Source organism: Cohnella sp. AR92 (assembly GCF_003990975.1).
Lineage (GTDB): Bacteria > Bacillota > Bacilli > Paenibacillales > Paenibacillaceae > Cohnella.
The window spans coordinates 37,634-55,288 of sequence record NZ_RZJR01000007.1 but is presented as its reverse complement, the minus strand read 5'-3'; the positions used below and the strand labels follow the sequence as shown (position 1 = coordinate 55,288).

Genomic DNA, 17,655 nt, shown 5'->3' with positions numbered 1-17,655 from the left:
AAAAGAATAATAGGCGGAATCGCAAGCGGCAGAACGGGAAGAAGGAGGGCGGGTTATCGGAGGACTTGTCGAAAATTCTCTGTTCGCCGATCGGGAAAAGGCGAGTCCGTCCCGGTAAATCCGCATATTCCGAATATATCAAAAACCGAACATTCGTATTTTCACGTCAATTAAGCGTTCGCCTTTCGATTGACATCCATGTGAGGTTGGGGTAAACTTAGAACCGTAAAAAAGCGAATCCTGCTCGTATATAGTCGGGGATACGGCCCGATCGTCTCTACCCGGAAACCTTAAATTTTCGGACTACGAGCCCTAGCATTGGATAGCAGGCGGATATCGGGTGGGAAAGGCGGCGGAATGCCGGAATCCGATGTTGCGCCTTAGTGGCGTCCAGCGGGGCGAAAGTTGGAAATAAGGCAACCGCAAGAGAGAAGATGGGGTTGATGGGGAATACTGACAGTATACCCTATCGGCCTTTTTGTGTGTTTAGGAATGATTTTTGACGGGGGAAGGGTGAGAGTATGTCGGCAGTTGTCGGCGTCATCATGGGCAGCACGTCCGATTGGGAGACCATGAAGCGCGCATGCGACGTTCTGGATGAACTTAATATTTCCTATGAGAAGAAGGTTGTTTCGGCTCACCGGACACCCGATCTAATGTTTGAATATGCGGAAAATGCGGCAGCCCGAGGGCTCAAGGTTATTATCGCGGGAGCCGGAGGAGCCGCCCATCTGCCCGGCATGGTAGCGGCGAAGACGGTTCTTCCGGTAGTCGGAGTGCCCGTCAAGTCGCAAGCCTTGAACGGGCTTGATTCGTTGCTCTCCATCGTGCAGATGCCGGGAGGCATTCCGGTCGCGACGGTGGCGATCGGAACGGCGGGAGCGACGAACGCGGGGCTGCTGGCCGCGCAGATCATCGGCGCGTTCGATCCCGCCGTGCAGGAGAGGATCTCGGCTCGCCGGGATCGGATTACGGCGGAAGTGCTGGCGAACGGAGAGTTGGCATGAGCGATCAGTTCAAGCTTGTCGATCTCGGTTCGGCGGACGGCATGATCTGCGAGGATGGCTACTGCGTCCTGCCGGGGACGGCGGGAGAGGCAGCCAAGACCGCGTTGCCTGAACAGAAAGCGATCCTTCCGGGGGCTACGATCGGCATCCTTGGAGGAGGCCAGCTCGGCCGGATGCTGGCGCACTCGGGCAGCCGCTTGGGTTATAAGTTCGTGACGCTCGACCCGACTCCGGACTCTCCTTGCGGACAGACGGCTCAGCAGATCGTCGCGGGCTACGGCGACCGCGAAGCGGCGCGAGAGCTGGCTCAGCGATCGGACGTTATCACGTACGAGTTCGAGAACGTCGATTCGGACGTCGCCGCGATGCTGGAGCAGGAATCCTATGTGCCGCAAGGCAGCGCGCTTCTCCATACGACGCAGCATCGCCTGCGCGAGAAGAGAGCGATCGAGGCAGCGGGAGCTCGGGTTGCGCCTTATGCGGAAGTCGTTAGCTTGGACTCGCTCCGGGAAGCGGCGGCTTCGCTCGGCTTGCCGGCCGTGCTGAAGACGGCGACCGGGGGCTACGACGGCAAAGGCCAGTGGGTGCTCCGTTCGGAGGACGAGCTGGAGCCGGCTTGGCGGGAAGCGGAACGGGCGGGGACGGAGCTGGTGCTCGAGAAGTTCATCTCCTTCGAGAAGGAAATCTCGGTCATCGCGGCGCGCCGTCCTTCGGGCGAGATCCGAACGTTCCCTCCGGCCGAGAACGTTCATGTGGACAACATTCTTCACCTGTCGATCGTTCCCGCCCGGATCGGGGACGAGGTCCGAGCCGAAGCGGAACGGCTGGCGGTCTCAATCGCCGAGACGCTTGGCGCGGTCGGCCTGATCGCCGTCGAGATGTTCGTCGGAACGGACGGGACGCTTTACGTGAACGAGCTGGCTCCGCGTCCTCATAATTCCGGCCATTATACGATGGAAGCCAGCCGCACCTCGCAGTTCGAGCAGCACATCCGCGCGATCTGCGATCTGCCGCTCGGAGACACCTCGCTGCTGACGCCGGTCGTCATGGCGAACGTTCTCGGCGAGCACGTTCCTCCGCTGCTGGAGTGGATGAAGTCGCGGGATCCGGAAGCGGAACGCCTCGGCGTCGAGCCGAAGGTGCACTTGTACGGCAAGGCGGAAGCGAAGAACAAGCGCAAGATGGGTCACGTGAACGTGTTGGCTGACGATACGGAAGCCGCGCTCGCGTGGATTGCCCAATCGAATATATGGAGGGTTTGATTCTACAATGATCGATCGCTACAGCCGCCCGGAGATGCGGGCCATCTGGACTGAAGAGAACAAATTCAAGGCTTGGCTGGAAGTCGAGCTTTGCGCCTGCGAAGCATGGGCCGAGCTCGGCCATATTCCGAAGGAAGACACGGTAGAGCTGCGCAAGAACGCGAAGTTCGATATCGATCGCATCTACGAGATCGAGCAGGAGACTCGCCACGACGTCATCGCCTTCACCCGCGCCGTCTCCGAGAGCCTTGGGCCGGAACGCAAGTGGGTCCACTACGGCATGACCTCGACGGACGTCGTCGACACGGCGCTCGGCTACCTGCTCAAGCAGGCGAACGAGATCCTCGAACGCGACCTGGTGAACTTCATCGAGATCGTTCGCGGCCAAGCCATTAAATATAAGAATACCCCGATGATGGGACGCACCCATGGCGTGCACGCCGAGCCGACGACCTTCGGCCTGAAGATGGCGCTGTGGCACGAAGAAATGAAGCGGAACCTCGAGAGATTCCGCCGCGCGGCCGACAACGTTCAATTCGGCAAAATGTCCGGCGCGGTCGGAACGTACGCGAACCTCGATCCGTTCGTCGAGCAGTTCGTCTGCGACAAGCTCGGCATCAAAGCGGCTCCGATCTCGACGCAGACGCTGCAGCGCGACCGCCACGCCGAATACATGGCGACGCTCGCCCTGATCGCGACCTCGCTCGACAAGTTCGCGACGGAGATCCGCGCGCTGCAGAAGAGCGAATTCCGCGAAGTCGAAGAGGCGTTCGCGAAGGGCCAGAAGGGCTCGTCCGCGATGCCGCACAAGCGCAACCCGATCGGCTGCGAGAACATCAGCGGCCTCTCCCGCGTCATCCGCGGCCATATGGTTACCGCGTACGAAGACGTAACGCTGTGGCATGAGCGCGATATCTCGCACTCCTCGGTCGAGCGCATCATCTTGCCGGACGCGACGATGCTGCTCAACTACATGCTGAACCGCTTCGGCAACATCGTGAAGAACCTGACGGTGTTCCCGGAGAACATGAAGCGCAACATGCGCAGCACGTACAACGTTCCGTTCTCGGGCCGCGTGATGACGAAGCTGATCGACAAGGGCTTCAGCCGCGAGCAGGCGTACGACACCGTGCAGCCGCGCGCGATGCAAGCTTGGGAAGAGCAGCGCGACTTCCGCGACATCGTCGCCTCCACGCCGGAGATCGCGAACGTTCTCTCCGCCGAGGAGATTGCCGATTGCTTCGACCCTAGCTGGCACCTGAAGCATGTCGACACGATCTTCGCCCGCCTTGGGCTGAACGAATAGAAGAGACGGCAAGGATGAATTCGGCGTCAGGCCGCTCTAACCCGACGACATCGGGTTGCAGAGCCGAAATGGCGCCGCGAAGCAGCTCTAACCCGATAGAATCGGGTTGCAGCGCCACAAACCGCAATCCAAGTAACCACCGCTTCACAAGGAGGCTGTCATGTCCACCGAAACGCTGTCCACCGCCGAAGGGCTAATCAAGGCCCCGCTTATCCATAAAGGCAAGGTTCGCGAGCTTTACGACTTGGGCGACAAGCTTCTGATCGTCGTCACCGACCGCATCTCCGCTTTCGATTATATCCTGGATCCTCCCGTGCCGAACAAGGGACAGGTGCTGAACGGGCTGAGCTCGTTCTGGTTCGAGAAGACGGCGGACCTGCTTCCGAATCACGTCGTCCACACCGACGTGAACCAGCTCGGCGACCTCGTCGCCGACAGCGACAAGCCGAAGCTCGCGGGCCGCGTCATGGTCTCGAAGAAGGCGAAGCGCATCGACATCGAATGCGTCGTTCGCGGCTACATCACCGGCGGCGGCTGGCGCCAATACCAGACGACCGGCGAAGTGAACGGCATCAAGCTGCCGGAAGGGCTGCGCAAGAACTCGAAGCTCGAGCAGCCGATCTTCACGCCGGCCGGCAAGAACGACGTCGGCCACGACGAGGACATCCCGTTCGGGGAGATGGCCCGCCGCGTCGGCGGGCAGCTGGCGGAGGACCTTCGCGATCTTAGTCTCCGGCTCTACTCCTTCGGCCGCGATTTCTGCGCGACGAAGGGAATCATCCTCGCGGATTGCAAATTCGAATTCGGACTTATCGATGGCGACATCATTCTGATCGACGAACTGTTCACCCCCGACTCCTCGCGTTTCTGGGCCGAAGAGAATTACAAGCTAGACGTCGAGATCGACAGCATGGACAAGGAACCCGTTCGCGCTTACCTCGCAGGCTCGGACTGGGACAAGAACAGCCCTCCGCCGAGATTGCCCGACGAGGTGGTGGCGGCGACTTCCGCCCGTTACCAGGAGATTTACCGCCGCTTGACGGAGACGAGCAACTAACCCTTTTCCTCGCAGCAGCACGCGCAAGTTCAGTTACGCCAATCCTTTTTCCCCTATAGGAGGAGAATTTAATCATGAAAGCAACGGTTTACGTAACGATCAAAGAGAACGTACTCGACCCTCAGGGCAACGCCGTTCAAGGCTCCCTTCAAACCCTCGGCTTCAATGAAGTCTCCAAGGTGCGCATCGGCAAGTATCTCGAGCTGCAGCTCGACACCACGGATCGCGCCGAAGCGGAGAAGCAAGTCAAGGCGATGTGCGAGAAGCTTCTGGCCAACACCGTCGTCGAAGACTACCGCTTCGAATTGGAGGGCTGAGACCTCATGAAATTCGCGGTTCTCGTGTTCCCGGGCTCCAACTGCGACATCGACATGCTCAAGGCGGTCGAGGACGTTCTGCAGCAGCCCGTCGATTACGTGTGGTATACGTCCACCGACCTGTCCCAATATGATGCGATTCTCGTTCCGGGGGGCTTCTCCTACGGCGACTACCTGCGCTGCGGCGCGATGGCCCAGCTCGCTCCGGTCATGCAAGAAGTCCGCAAGGCGGCCGAAGAAGGCAAGTTCGTTCTCGGCGTCTGCAACGGGTTCCAGATTCTGACGGAAGCGGGTCTCCTCCCGGGAGCCCTCATCCGCAACAACTCCTTGAAGTTCCGCTGCCATCCGGTCGATCTCCGCGTCGAGAACGCAGGCACCGGCTTCACGAACGACTACGAGCAAGGCGAGGTCGTCCGCATCCCGATCGCGCACGGAGAAGGCAACTTCTACTGCGACGACGAGACCCTGGCTAATTTGAAAAAGAATAACCAGATCGTGTTCCGTTACGCGGGAGACAACCCGAACGGCTCCGTCGACAACATCGCGGGAATCTGCAACGAGAAGGGCAACGTCGTCGGCATGATGCCGCACCCGGAACGCGCGGTCAGCGAGCTGCTCGGCTCCAAGGACGGCGCCCGGATGTTCACGTCAGTACTCAACGCTTGGAGGGAACGCAATGGCGCAGCAAGTATCCGCTAAAGAACCGACGATCGAGCAGATCGCCGAGCAGAAAATATACAAGCAATTCGGCGTGTCCGATTCCGAATACGCCCTCATCTGCGAATTCATGGGCCGCAAGCCGAACTACACCGAGATCGGCGTTTTCAGCGTGATGTGGTCCGAGCACTGCGCGTACAAGAACTCGAAGCCGCTGCTGCGCCGCTTCCCGACGACGGGACCTCGCGTCCTCATGGGACCGGGCGAAGGCGCGGGCATCGTCGACATCGGCGACAACCAAGCCGTCGTGTTCAAGATCGAGTCGCACAACCACCCGTCCGCGGTCGAGCCTTACCAAGGCGCGGCAACCGGCGTCGGCGGCATCATCCGCGATATTTTCTCGATGGGCTCCCGTCCGATCGCGCTGCTTAACTCGCTGCGCTTCGGCAAGTTGGAGAACGACCGCGTGCGCTACCTGTTCGAGCATGTCGTCAGCGGCATCGCCGGCTACGGCAACTGCATCGGCATCCCGACCGTCGCGGGCGAAGTCATGTTCGACGAGTCGTACGAAGGCAACCCGCTCGTCAACGCGATGTGCGTCGGCCTGATCGATCACGACCAGATCCAGCGCGGCGTCGCCAAGGGCGTCGGCAACCCGGTGTTCTACGTCGGACCGGCGACGGGACGCGACGGCATCCACGGCGCGACGTTCGCTTCCGAGGACCTTACCGCGGAATCCGAAGCGAAGCGTTCGGCCGTCCAAGTCGGCGACCCGTTCATGGAGAAGCTCGTTATGGAAGCGACGCTTGAGCTGATCGCCTCCGGCATCGTGCTCGGCATTCAGGATATGGGCGCCGCAGGCCTCACCTGCTCCAGCGCGGAGATGGCTTCCAAGGCCGGCAACGGCATGGAGCTGTACCTCGACGAGGTTCCGCAGCGCGAAGAAGGCATGACCGCTTACGAGATGATGCTGTCCGAGTCCCAAGAGCGCATGCTGTTCGTCACCGAGCCTCAGCATGAAGCGCAAGCGAAGGCGATCTTCGAGCGTTGGGGCCTCCACTGCGCGAAGGTGGGCAAGGTAACCGACGACGGCCGCCTGCGCCTGTTCCACAAGGGCGAAGAAGTCGCCGACATGCCGGTCAAGGCGCTCGTCGACGACTGCCCGGTCTACAACAAGCCTTCGAAGGTGCCGGACTATTACCTGCAGAACGGTTCCGTCGATACGAACCGCTACGAGCAAGCGACCGACCTGACCGACGCGCTCAAAAAAGTGCTCGGTTCCCCGTCGCTCGCGAGCAAAGAGTGGGTATACAGCCAGTACGATTACCAGGTTCGCACTTCGACCGCGGTCGTTCCGGGCTCGGATGCCGCTGTCGTCACCATTCGCGGCACCCGCAAGGCGCTGGCGATGACGACGGACTGCAACGGCCGTTACGTCTATCTGGATCCGGAAGTCGGCGGACGCATCGCGGTAGCGGAAGCTGCCCGCAACATCGTCTGCTCCGGCGGCGAGCCGCTGGCGATCACGGACAACCTGAACTTCGGTTCCCCGGAGAAGCCGGAAGTGTTCTGGCAGATGGAGAAAGCGGTCGACGGCATGGCGGAAGCTTGCCGCTTCCTCGAAACGCCGGTTATCGGCGGCAACGTCTCCCTATACAACGAGAACGCGAAGGGCGCTATCTACCCGACGCCGGTCGTCGGCATGGTCGGCCTCGTTCACGATACGGATCACATCACGACTCAAGAGTTCAAAGCCGAAGGCGACGTCATCTTCCTGCTGGGCGAGACCAAGGCGGAGCTCGGCGGCAGCGAATTCCAATACGCCGTTCACGGCGTGACGGAAGGACGCCCTCCGGAGCTTGATCTGGCGACGGAACAACGCCTGCACAAGGCGGTTCTCGGCCTGATCCAGCAAGGGCTGGTCGCTTCTGCGCACGACCTCTCCGAGGGCGGCCTCGCGGCGGCGCTCGCGGAATCCGGCTTCGGACGCGGCCTCGGCGCGACGGTCGACTTCCAATCGAACCTGCGCCCGGACATCGCGCTGTTCAGCGAATCGCAATCCCGCATCCTGCTGTCGGTTAAGCCGGAGCAAGCGGACAAAGTCGCCTCTTCCCTGGAAGCGGCTGGCGTGCCGGCACAGCGTCTCGGAACGGTTGGCGGAGAGAGCCTGACGATCAAGATCAACGGACATACCGCCATTGCGGCGCCACTAAGCGAATTCCGCAAGGAATGGAAGGAAGCGATCCCATGCCGGATGAAGTGAAGTCCGGAAGTTCGATCCGGTCGGCCTACCCGCTGACCGGCTCGAACGCAAGCCTTGGAGGAGCGGCGGCTCCCTCCGAGGCCCGTTTCTGGACCGGCGACCACTACAACCAAGGTAACTTCCAGGAAGATATCTTCGACAAGGCGAAGGAAGAATGCGGAGTGTTCGGAGTATTCGGGCATTCCGACGCGGCGGGCCTTAGCTATTACGGCCTTCACGCTCTCCAGCACCGCGGCGAAGAAAGCTGCGGCATCTGCACCTCCGAGAACGGGGAATTCCATTTCCATCGCGGGATGGGCCTCGTGAAGGAAGTGTTCGACCGCGAGCGACTGGGCGCTCTTACCGGAGACCGCGCGATCGGCCACGTCCGTTACTCGACTTCCGGCTCCAGCCTGCTGGCCAACGCGCAGCCGCTCGTCTTCAAGTACCGCGACGGCGACCTGGCGGTCTGCACGAACGGCAACATCGTGAACGAGCCGGTCATCCGCCGCGAGCTGGAAGAGCAGGGCTCGATCTTCCAGACGTCCAGCGACACGGAAGTCATCGCCCACCTGATCGCCCGCTCGCCGAAGGACCTCGTCGAAGCGGTCAAGGACGCGTTCTCGCGCCTTATCGGCGGCTATGCCTTCCTGATCATGACGAAGGACCGCCTGATCGCGGCATGCGACCCGAACGGGTTCCGTCCTCTCGTCTTGGGCCGCCTTGGCGATGCCTATATCTTCGCTTCCGAGACGTGCGCGTTCGAGACGATCGGCGCGGAATACGTCCGCGACGTCGAGCCGGGCGAGATCCTTGTCCTCGACAAGGACGGCCTCCGCGAGGAGCGCTTCGCTCCGATGGAACGCCGCGCCGTCTGCGCGATGGAGTATATCTACTTCGCCCGTCCGGACAGCGATATCTATCAAGTGAACCTGCACTCCGCGCGCAAGCGGATGGGGCAGCAGCTCGCGCTCGAAGCGTTCGTCGACGCCGACATCGTGACCGGCGTTCCGGATTCGAGCATCTCCGCCGCGATCGGCTATGCGGAGCAGACGGGCATCCCTTATGAGCTTGGCCTCATCAAGAACAAATATACCGGACGGACGTTCATCCAGCCTTCCCAGGAGCTGCGCGAGAAGGGCGTCAAGATGAAGCTGTCCGCCGTGCGCAAGGTCGTCGAAGGCAAGCGCGTCGTGATGATCGACGATTCGATCGTTCGCGGCACGACGTCGCTTCGCATCGTCAACATGCTCCGGGAAGCGGGAGCGACGGAGGTTCATGTGCGAATCTCTTCTCCTCCTTTTATGAACCCTTGCTATTACGGAATCGACACGCCGAATCCGAACGACCTGATCGCCAATACGAAGTCGGTCGAAGAGATTCGCAAGGCGATCAACGCCGATTCGCTCTACTTCCTGAGCAAGAACGGGCTGATGGAAGCGGTAGGCGGGCACGAGGGCGAGAAGAATCGCGGCCTGTGCCTGAGCTGCTTCGACCACGACTACCCGACCAAGGTGCAGTTCGAGCTTGCCAAGGCAACCTCCTGCAGCTGCGACTGAATGCGAATGGCGGCGCTCGGCGCCGTCCGATAAGAACGATATAAGAGGGGGACCTACTGTGTCCGAAGCGTACAAACAGGCTGGCGTCGATATTGCCGCGGGCAACGAAGCCGTCGAACGGATGAAGAAGCACGTGAAGAAAACGTTCCGTCCGGAGGTGCTCACGGGGCTGGGCGGATTCGGCGGCCTGTTCGGGCTGAACAAAGACAAGTACGAGGAGCCGGTGCTCGTCTCGGGAACGGACGGAGTCGGCACGAAGCTGAAGCTGGCGTTCTCGCTCGACAAGCATGACACCATCGGGATCGACGCGGTCGCGATGTGCGTGAACGATGTCGTGGTAACGGGCGCCGAGCCGCTGTTCTTCCTCGATTATCTGGCATGCGGCAAGCTCGTTCCTGAGAAAATCGAAGCGATCGTCAAAGGCGTAGCCGAGGGCTGCCAGCAAGCGGGCTGCGCTCTTATCGGCGGCGAGACGGCGGAGATGCCCGGCATGTACCAGGACGGCGAGTACGATATCGCCGGCTTCACGGTCGGCATCGTCGATCGTCCGAAGGCGATCGACGGATCGACGATCGCCGCCGGCGACGTCGTGATCGGACTCGGCTCCAGCGGCGTTCATTCCAACGGCTACTCGCTCGTGCGCAACCTGCTGATCGAGAAGATGGGCTACTCCTACGTCGACGTGCTTCCGGAGCTGGAAGGCAAAGCGCTCGGCGACGTGCTGATCGAGCCTACCCGCATCTACGTTAAGTCGATCCTTAAGCTGCTCGAGAGCGTGAAGATCAAGGGGATGGCGCATATTACGGGCGGCGGCTTCATCGAGAACATCCCGCGCGTGCTGCCGGAGAACGTCAACGTCGACATCAACCTCGGCTCGTGGCCGATCCAGCCGATCTTCAAGCTGATGCAGCGGGACGGCAAGATCAGCGACCGCGACATGTTCACCACGTTCAACATGGGCGTCGGCATGGTGCTCGTCGTGCCTGCCGAGCAAGCGGAGCAAGCGGTTGCCCTGGCGAAGGAGAACGGCGAGCAAGCTTACGTGATCGGCCAAGTTACGGAAGGCAGCCGGATCGTCACGTTCGGAGGAGTCGAGCTGCAATGACAACGGCGAAGGCGGCTCCGCTTCGGATCGCGGTATTCGCGTCCGGCAGCGGAAGCAACTTTCAAGCTCTCGCCGAAGCGATTCGCGAGACGGGCATCCCGGCCGAGATCCGGCTGCTCGTCTGCGACAAGCCTTCTGCCAAGGTCGTCGAGAGAGCGGAAAAGCTAGGGATCGAGACGTTCCTGTTCCGCCCGAAGGAATATCCCTCCAGGGAAGCCTACGAGGCCGAGATCGTGGAACGGCTGGCGGCCGAAGGGGTCGAACTGATCGTGCTCGCGGGTTATATGAGGCTCATTACGGACGTGCTGGTGAAGCCGTTCTACGGACGGATGATTAACGTCCATCCGGCTCTTCTGCCTGCTTTTCCCGGCGTACACGCGATTCGGCAAGCTTTGGACTACGGCGTGAAGCTGACGGGAGTCACGGTGCACTTCGTCGACGGAGGCATGGATTCCGGGCCGATCATCGCCCAGAGAGCGATCGAGATATCGGAAGGCGAGACGGAGGAGGCCTTGACCGAGCGCGTGCATGCGATCGAGCATGAGCTGCTTCCGGAGGCGGTCCGCCGGATCGCCGAAGGCCGGGTATCCCTTGATGGAAGACAGGTTCGCATCCGGCATTCTATTTAGTTATAAGGGCTCGTTCCGCAAGCTCCGGCCGATGGGACGAGCCGTCATTTATGGGATAGGAGTGAGTGAGAATCATGGCAATCAGAAGAGCGCTTGTCAGCGTCTCCGACAAAACGGGGATCGTCGAGTTCTGCCGCGAGCTGGCGAATCTGGGAGTAGAGATCATCTCGACGGGAGGAACCAAGACGCTGCTCGAGAAGGAGAACGTACCGGTCATCGGCATCTCCGACGTGACGGGCTTCCCGGAAGTTCTGGACGGACGCGTGAAGACGCTGCATCCGGCGGTCCACAGCGGGCTGCTGGCGATCCGCGACAACGAAGAGCACATCGAGACGATGAAGAAGCTCGGACTCGATTACATCGACATCGTCATCGTCAACCTGTACCCGTTCCAACAAACGATCGAGAAGCCGAATGTGTCCTATGAGGACGCGATCGAGAACATCGACATCGGCGGCCCGACGATGCTTCGCTCCGCCGCGAAGAACCACGCTTTCGTGACCGTCGTCGTCGATGCCGGCGATTATGCCAAGATTCTGGAAGAAGTCAAAGCGGAGGGCGATACGACGCTCGAGACCCGCAAGCGCTTGGCAGCCAAGGTATTCCGCCATACGGCCGCTTATGATTCCCTCATCTCCGATTACTTCGCGAAGGTGCTGGACGAGCCGCTTCCGGAGCGTCTGTCCGTCACTTACGAGAAGGTGCAAGAGCTCCGCTACGGCGAGAACCCGCACCAGAAGGCCGCCTTCTACAAGAAGCCGATCTCCTCGGGCGGCAGCATCACGAGCGCGGAGCAGCTGCACGGCAAGGAGCTCAGCTACAACAACATCAACGACGCGAACGCGGCGCTCGCCATCCTGAAGGAATTCGACGAGCCGGCCGTCGTTGCGGTCAAGCACATGAATCCTTGCGGAGTCGGCATCGGTTCCGATATCGACGAAGCGTACCGCAAAGCCTATGAAGCCGATCCGACCTCCATCTTCGGAGGCATCGTCGCGGCGAACCGCACGATCGACGTTGCGACGGCGACGAAGCTGAGCGAGATTTTCCTCGAGATCGTCATTGCTCCAGACTTCACCCCGGAAGCTCTTGAGATCCTGCAGAAGAAAAAGAACATTCGCTTGATGAGAATCGGCGAGTTGGCTGCGGGCAAGAAGCGCGAATCCGAATGGCTCGTAACGAGCGTGGAAGGCGGCATGCTCGTACAGGAGAGCGACGTTCACTCCTTGACGGAAGCGGACCTGACGGTCGTGACCGACCGCGCACCGTCCGCGGAAGAGCTGAAGCAGCTGCTGTTCGGCTGGAAGGTCGTCAAGCACGTGAAGTCGAACGCTATCGTCCTTGCGAACGACAGCATGACGGTCGGCGTCGGCGCCGGCCAGATGAACCGCGTCGGAGCGGCGAAGATCGCGATCGAGCAAGCAGCCGGGAAGGCCAAGGGCTCCGTGCTGGCATCCGATGCTTTCTTCCCGATGGGCGACACTTTGGAGCTGGCGGCGAAGGCGGGCATTACGGCGGTCATTCAGCCGGGCGGCTCGATCAAGGATGCGGAATCGATCGCCGTTGCCAACGCGCACGGAATCGCGATGGTCATGACGGGCGTTCGCCACTTCAAGCACTGAGATCGGCTGAGGTCGGTTATTTACTAAGGGGGATTCGGCTATGAAAATTCTGGTGATCGGGCGGGGCGGACGCGAGCATGCGATCCTCTGGTCGCTCAAGCGGAGCGACAAAGTGAAGAAGCTGTATTGCGCGCCCGGCAACGCGGGAACGGCGCAGATCGCCGAGAACGTGGACATTGGCGAGTTCGAGTTCGACAAGCTCGTCCAATTCTCGCTCGACAATGCCATCGATCTCGTGGTCGTCGGGCCGGACGATCCGCTCGCGGCGGGCATCGTCGACGTCTTCGAAGCGGCGAAGGTGCCGGTGTACGGGCCCCGGAAGAACGCGGCCGAGATCGAAGGCAGCAAAATCTTCATGAAGAACCTGCTTAAGAAGTACAGCATTCCGACGGCGAAGTACGAGACGTTCACCGATTACGAGGCGGCCCTGGCTTATCTTCGCGAGCAGCCGGTGCCGATCGTCATCAAGGCGGACGGCTTGGCGGCGGGCAAAGGCGTGACGGTCTGCTTCACTCGCGAGCAAGCGGAAGATGCGCTTCGCGAGACGATGGTGTCCAAGTCGTTCGGCGCGGCCGGCGACAAGGTCGTCATCGAGGAGTTCCTCGAAGGCCAGGAGATGTCGATTCTCGCCTTCGTAGACGGAGAGACGGTTCGCCCGATGTCGGCGGCGCAGGACCACAAGCCGGTGTTCGACGGCGACAAGGGACCGAACACGGGCGGCATGGGTACGTACTCGCCGCTTCCTCATATTCCGCAATCGATCATCGAGGAATCGATCGAGACGATCATCAAGCCGACCGCGAAGGCGATGGTTGCGGAAGGCCGCCCGTTCCGCGGCGTGCTGTTCGCTGGCCTGATGATCACGAAGGACGGCCCGAAGACGATCGAATTCAACGCTCGGTTCGGCGATCCGGAGACTCAAGTCGTGCTGCCTCGGCTTCAGACGGAGCTCGTCGATATTTTCCTCGCGTCCATTAACGGCCGTCTGGGCGAGATCGAGATCTCCTGGAGCGACGAAGCGGCGGTCTGCGTCATTCTCGCTTCCGGCGGCTACCCGGGTTCTTACGGCAAAGGCTTCCCGATCAAGGGCTTGGACGATGTCGGCGACGTCTTGGTGTTCCATGCGGGAACGGCCGAGAAGGACGGCGAGATCGTGACCAGCGGCGGCCGCGTGCTCGGAGTTGTCGGACGGGGCACGGGCATTGCGGAAGCTAGAGCCAAGGCGTACGAGGCCGCGAATCGCATTCAATTCGAAGGCAAGCAGAACCGGACGGACATCGCGGCCAAGGCATTGGTGCAAGCTTAATCGGCTTTGAGAAGCGGATGTCATACCGCAAGAAGAACCGCCAGGCGGTCTCCTTAGGGGAGAATCGCTCTGGCGGTTTTCTTTATTCCTTCCAGAACAGCGCTTTGCGGTTCGCGAACACGTAGGAGACGGCGAACACGCTGCCGAGAATAAGGATGGTCGTCAGCACGTGGTGCGTGAGCCAGTTCACGATGTGGTCCATTAGCGATCACCTCGGATGGATGTAGAGTAACTCTGTTCTAAGAATGTCCAATTTTGATGCGGATTAGCAGAAGGCTGTTTACGATCCCTTGACAGACGGAAGGTTAGCGTGTAAATTTAATACATACTAAGTTAATCGGAATTAAAGGAATAAGGAGGCGGCTTCCATGCAACGAGCATTGACGATCCGACACGAAGGGCTGAATCTGGCGGCAACCATTCATTATCCCAGCGATATTCATAACCATAGCGGCGAGAAAAAGTGGCCGGTCATTATCGTCAATCACGGTTTCGTAGGCAGCCGAGTGGGGGTTGACCGCCTGTTCGTCCTGGCGGCCGCGGAGCTGGCCGATCAGGGGAATCTCGTCATTCGCTTCGACTTCGCGGGCTGCGGGGAGAGCGACGGGGTGTACGGCGACCACGGAATCGATTCGATGATCGAGCAGACGAGATCGGTGCTGGATTACGCGTTGGCGCTCGATATCGTCGATCCTTGCCGAGTGACCCTGCTGGGCCACAGCCTGGGCGGAGCCGTCTCCTTGCTGACGGCGGTGCGGGATCGCAGGGTTAAATCGCTGATCCTATGGGCGCCGGTCGGTTATCCGTTCAACGATATTCTGCGCATCGTCGGACGCAAGATTTACGACGACGCGGTCACGAAGGGCTCGGCCGACTATCTGGGCTACGAGCTGAGGCCGTCGTTCTTCGACGCTCTCCTGAAGCACCAGCCGTTCCAGGAGACGCAGAAGTTCCATGGCGACGTGCTGCTCGTGCACGGAACGGGCGACGAGGTCATTCCGGTGGACTACACCTTCCTGCTGGAGAAGACGTTCTGGCTGCGCGGCGAGGGTCGCTGCGAGAAGGTGATTGTTTTCCAGGCGGACCACACGTTCACGCGCGGAGAATACAAGAAGGAGCTGTTCAAGGCGACGAAGGATTGGCTCGCAAGCTATGAGCAGCGCCAAAGCGATTGGCAGCATTGGAGCATTTAACGTGAAAGCCCATGAAGACCGTCCGAAGCTATCGGAGGTATTCATGGGCTTTTGGGTTATTTACGAAGAAACTAGAATGGAGTCCTAGTTACTCATATGAGGGCGCCGACCGTATGAAGCCACGCTAAATGAGTAATGGTTACTCATATGAGGGCGCCGACCGTATGAAGCCATACTAAATGAGTAATGGTTACTCATTTGAGCGCGCCGACTGCACGAAGCCATGCTAAATGAGTAATGGTTACTCATTTGAGCGCGCCGACTGCACGAAGCCATGCTAAATGAGTAATGGATACTCATTTGAGGGCGCCGACCGTATGAAGCCACGCTAAATGAGTAATGGTTACTTAAATGGGCTGACTGTCCTATGCGAATTCCGAACAGGCTCCGCGCACTTACCTATTCGCCGACTCAGCCGACAACTCGCTCTTCGTTCGAGCTTCCGCAATTAGATGAACCGTCAGGATGAACATGGCGTGAGACCAGGTCAGCGGGACGACCCAGGCGGTGTCGCCGGTGCTGCGGTCGACTTGCTCCGGAAGCAGCCCGGAGATCGTCCGGTGCCGGACCGCCCAGTCGAGGAGCTTCTGCGCCTCGTCGAGCTGTCCGTTGCTTGCCCGGTACTGAGCTAGCCACAGGGTGGTCAGAATCCAAGGGTTGCCGCCGATGTAGTTATCGTCCTCGTAGCGCTTGATGCCGCCAACGACGGGGACGGTCAAGGCACGCTCGACGGCATCGGCGGTGCGAACGGCTTGCGGATGATCCGGCGCGACGACGGCGAACGGGACGGAGATGCCGAGCAGGCTGACGTCGACGATCGGATCGAAGGCTTGGCGATAGCGGGTATAGCCTTTCTCGTCGACGATCCGCGAGACCGGCATGCCGGCTTGCTCCGCTTGCTCGACCTTCCAAGCTTCGATCGCAAGGTTGACTCCGCGGTAGAACGCGCCGTTCTCTTCGTTCCAGCAGAGAGTGGTGATCTTCTCCGCGATTCGGTCGGCGGTACCGTTCCAACCGCCGAAGAGACTCGCTGCTTCGCCTTTCCGTTCCGCCAAGGAGGCAGCCGCCTTCAGGCCCGCATAGACCGCCGCGGAAGAATAGGTGTGCTGGCCGTTGCGCTCCTCCCACAGGTCATGGCTTGCCATCGGCAGGTTGTTCGAGCCGTCAATCGAGCGGACGAGGAACTCGGCGCCTTTGCGTACGGCCTCCCATACCGAATCAAGGAACGCCGAACGTTCTTGCTCCGGAAGAGCCAGATAGTGCTGATACATCCCCCATAGAATCGAAGAGCCCTCGTCGATCTGAAGCCCCCAGGAAGGGGCGAGCGAGCCGTCATGATAATGGCGCTGCTGCCACGCGCCGTCCGAATCCTGAGCGGTGAGCGTCCATTCGTAGAAGCGGGTGGACATCTCCAGCAGTCCCGCCTTGTCGAGAGCGGTGGTGATAAAGGCGGCGTCTCGGCCCCAACAATAAGCATAGCCTCCGCATCGGGAGAATCGCTCGTCGAATTCGGGAGCCGCGATGATGCTGCCCGTCTGTTCGTCGGTCATCAGCCGCATCGCGAGCAAGGAACGCTCATAGAGCTCGTTGAGATCGGGGCGGTCGACCGGGCAAGGCGGAACGGAGTCGAGGAAGTTCTGCCAGTAGCTGAACGTCCGGGCGCGAAGGGACGATATGCCAGCGGACTTGGCTTCTGCCAACGCCGCAAGCGCCGCTTCTTGCCGGCGGCCGGCGGCGAGATAGACGGTCATGCCGACCGTCTCGCCGGGGGCGACCTCGTTGAACGCCCATTCCATCGTTCCTTCCGGCGACATCTGGATGGAATCCCCGTTCAAGCTGCCCGAATCGGCCGCCTTCCAAGCGTAACCGGCCTGATATTTAGTGCACACGTTTGCACCCGAGACCGCAAAAGAATAGTCGTGACGGAAATGAACCAGGGCATCCGCATGCGGGTGGAACTGAGTCGTATGGTAGTAAGGGTTCTCGCTTGCGAGAATCGATGCGAAGAAATAGAACGAGAACGAGCTGGGGCCGCTGCCGTTGTTGGTAAAGCGATAGTCGAACACGAGGACATCCTCGTCGGGAACGGCATACAGCTCGGAACGAACGCCGATCGGCGAGCTCGGCGAGGAGGCTTGAACGCTGTAAATATTCGTCCGAGGCACATAAGCGGCTTCATGGCGCCAGCCGTCCTCCGTGCCGTCGAACCAGGACGTGCGATCCGCGCCCGCCATTCGAATGCCCCCGCGGATCGCGTCCGCGTGCTGGGGCATGTCGACGTGCGGCCACCAGAACCGAACGAGACGCCCGGTTCGGAGAACCGAACCGAGGAAACGGGAGTTGCCGATAACGGCGTCAATCAGGTAAGGCTTGTTGTCGAGGTATTCAGTCAT

Annotated in this window: 14 protein-coding genes and 1 riboswitch; of the genes, 13 read left to right on the top strand and 1 reads right to left on the bottom strand. The window is 60.5% G+C overall.

Annotation, left to right across the window (positions count from 1 at the left end; translation table 11 throughout):
* The first annotated feature begins 224 nt into the window (after positions 1–224).
* Positions 225–326, top strand: a riboswitch (purine riboswitch).
* Positions 327–521: 195 nt separating this feature from the next.
* From purE to ELR57_RS12595, 13 genes are all read left to right on the top strand, one after another.
* Positions 522–1,007 (top strand): 5-(carboxyamino)imidazole ribonucleotide mutase, encoded by a 486-nt coding sequence (gene purE, locus ELR57_RS12655; RefSeq protein ID WP_126959448.1) that lies wholly within the window; start codon positions 522–524, stop codon positions 1,005–1,007.
* Positions 1,004–2,269: a 5-(carboxyamino)imidazole ribonucleotide synthase gene (gene purK / locus ELR57_RS12650; protein ID WP_238162511.1), complete on the top strand. Its 1,266-nt coding sequence runs from the start codon at positions 1,004–1,006 to the stop codon at positions 2,267–2,269. Before purE ends, purK begins: the two co-directional genes overlap by 4 nt.
* Before the next feature lie 7 nt (positions 2,270–2,276).
* A complete protein-coding gene (gene purB / locus ELR57_RS12645; RefSeq protein WP_126959447.1) occupies positions 2,277–3,575 on the top strand; it encodes an adenylosuccinate lyase in 1,299 nt (432 codons plus the stop codon).
* 160 nt (positions 3,576–3,735) lie between these two features.
* A complete protein-coding gene (locus ELR57_RS12640; protein WP_126959446.1) occupies positions 3,736–4,632 on the top strand; it encodes a phosphoribosylaminoimidazolesuccinocarboxamide synthase in 897 nt (298 codons plus the stop codon).
* A gap of 71 nt (positions 4,633–4,703) precedes the next feature.
* Positions 4,704–4,949: a phosphoribosylformylglycinamidine synthase subunit PurS gene (purS, locus tag ELR57_RS12635; RefSeq protein WP_238162523.1), complete on the top strand. Its 246-nt coding sequence runs from the start codon at positions 4,704–4,706 to the stop codon at positions 4,947–4,949.
* 6 nt (positions 4,950–4,955) lie between these two features.
* Complete coding sequence (purQ, locus tag ELR57_RS12630) at positions 4,956–5,648, top strand: phosphoribosylformylglycinamidine synthase subunit PurQ (protein ID WP_126959444.1); 693 nt, start codon at positions 4,956–4,958, stop codon at positions 5,646–5,648.
* Positions 5,626–7,869, top strand: coding sequence for a phosphoribosylformylglycinamidine synthase subunit PurL (purL, locus tag ELR57_RS12625; protein WP_126959443.1), 2,244 nt, complete (start codon positions 5,626–5,628; stop codon positions 7,867–7,869). The genes purQ and purL overlap by 23 nt, the downstream gene beginning before the upstream one ends.
* Positions 7,854–9,407 carry an amidophosphoribosyltransferase gene (gene purF / locus ELR57_RS12620; protein ID WP_126959442.1) on the top strand — a complete coding sequence of 518 codons (1,554 nt, stop codon included), beginning with the start codon at positions 7,854–7,856 and terminating at the stop codon, positions 9,405–9,407. The genes purL and purF overlap by 16 nt, the downstream gene beginning before the upstream one ends.
* Before the next feature lie 58 nt (positions 9,408–9,465).
* Entirely contained in the window at positions 9,466–10,512 is a 1,047-nt protein-coding gene (gene purM, locus ELR57_RS12615) for a phosphoribosylformylglycinamidine cyclo-ligase (protein ID WP_126959441.1), read from the top strand.
* Positions 10,509–11,141: a phosphoribosylglycinamide formyltransferase gene (purN, locus tag ELR57_RS12610; RefSeq protein WP_126959440.1), complete on the top strand. Its 633-nt coding sequence runs from the start codon at positions 10,509–10,511 to the stop codon at positions 11,139–11,141. The genes purM and purN overlap by 4 nt, the downstream gene beginning before the upstream one ends.
* 74 nt (positions 11,142–11,215) lie before the next feature.
* Positions 11,216–12,763: a bifunctional phosphoribosylaminoimidazolecarboxamide formyltransferase/IMP cyclohydrolase gene (gene purH / locus ELR57_RS12605; protein ID WP_126959439.1), complete on the top strand. Its 1,548-nt coding sequence runs from the start codon at positions 11,216–11,218 to the stop codon at positions 12,761–12,763.
* A gap of 40 nt (positions 12,764–12,803) precedes the next feature.
* Positions 12,804–14,069, top strand: coding sequence for a phosphoribosylamine--glycine ligase (gene purD / locus ELR57_RS12600; RefSeq protein ID WP_126959438.1), 1,266 nt, complete (start codon positions 12,804–12,806; stop codon positions 14,067–14,069).
* Positions 14,070–14,437: 368 nt separating this feature from the next.
* Positions 14,438–15,262 (top strand): alpha/beta hydrolase family protein, encoded by an 825-nt coding sequence (locus ELR57_RS12595; RefSeq protein ID WP_126959437.1) that lies wholly within the window; start codon positions 14,438–14,440, stop codon positions 15,260–15,262.
* Between the two features lie 395 nt (positions 15,263–15,657).
* Here the strand turns inward: ELR57_RS12595 and ELR57_RS12590 are convergent, their stop codons facing one another.
* Positions 15,658–17,655: a glycoside hydrolase family 15 protein gene (locus ELR57_RS12590; RefSeq protein ID WP_126959436.1), complete on the bottom strand. Its 1,998-nt coding sequence runs from the start codon at positions 17,653–17,655 to the stop codon at positions 15,658–15,660.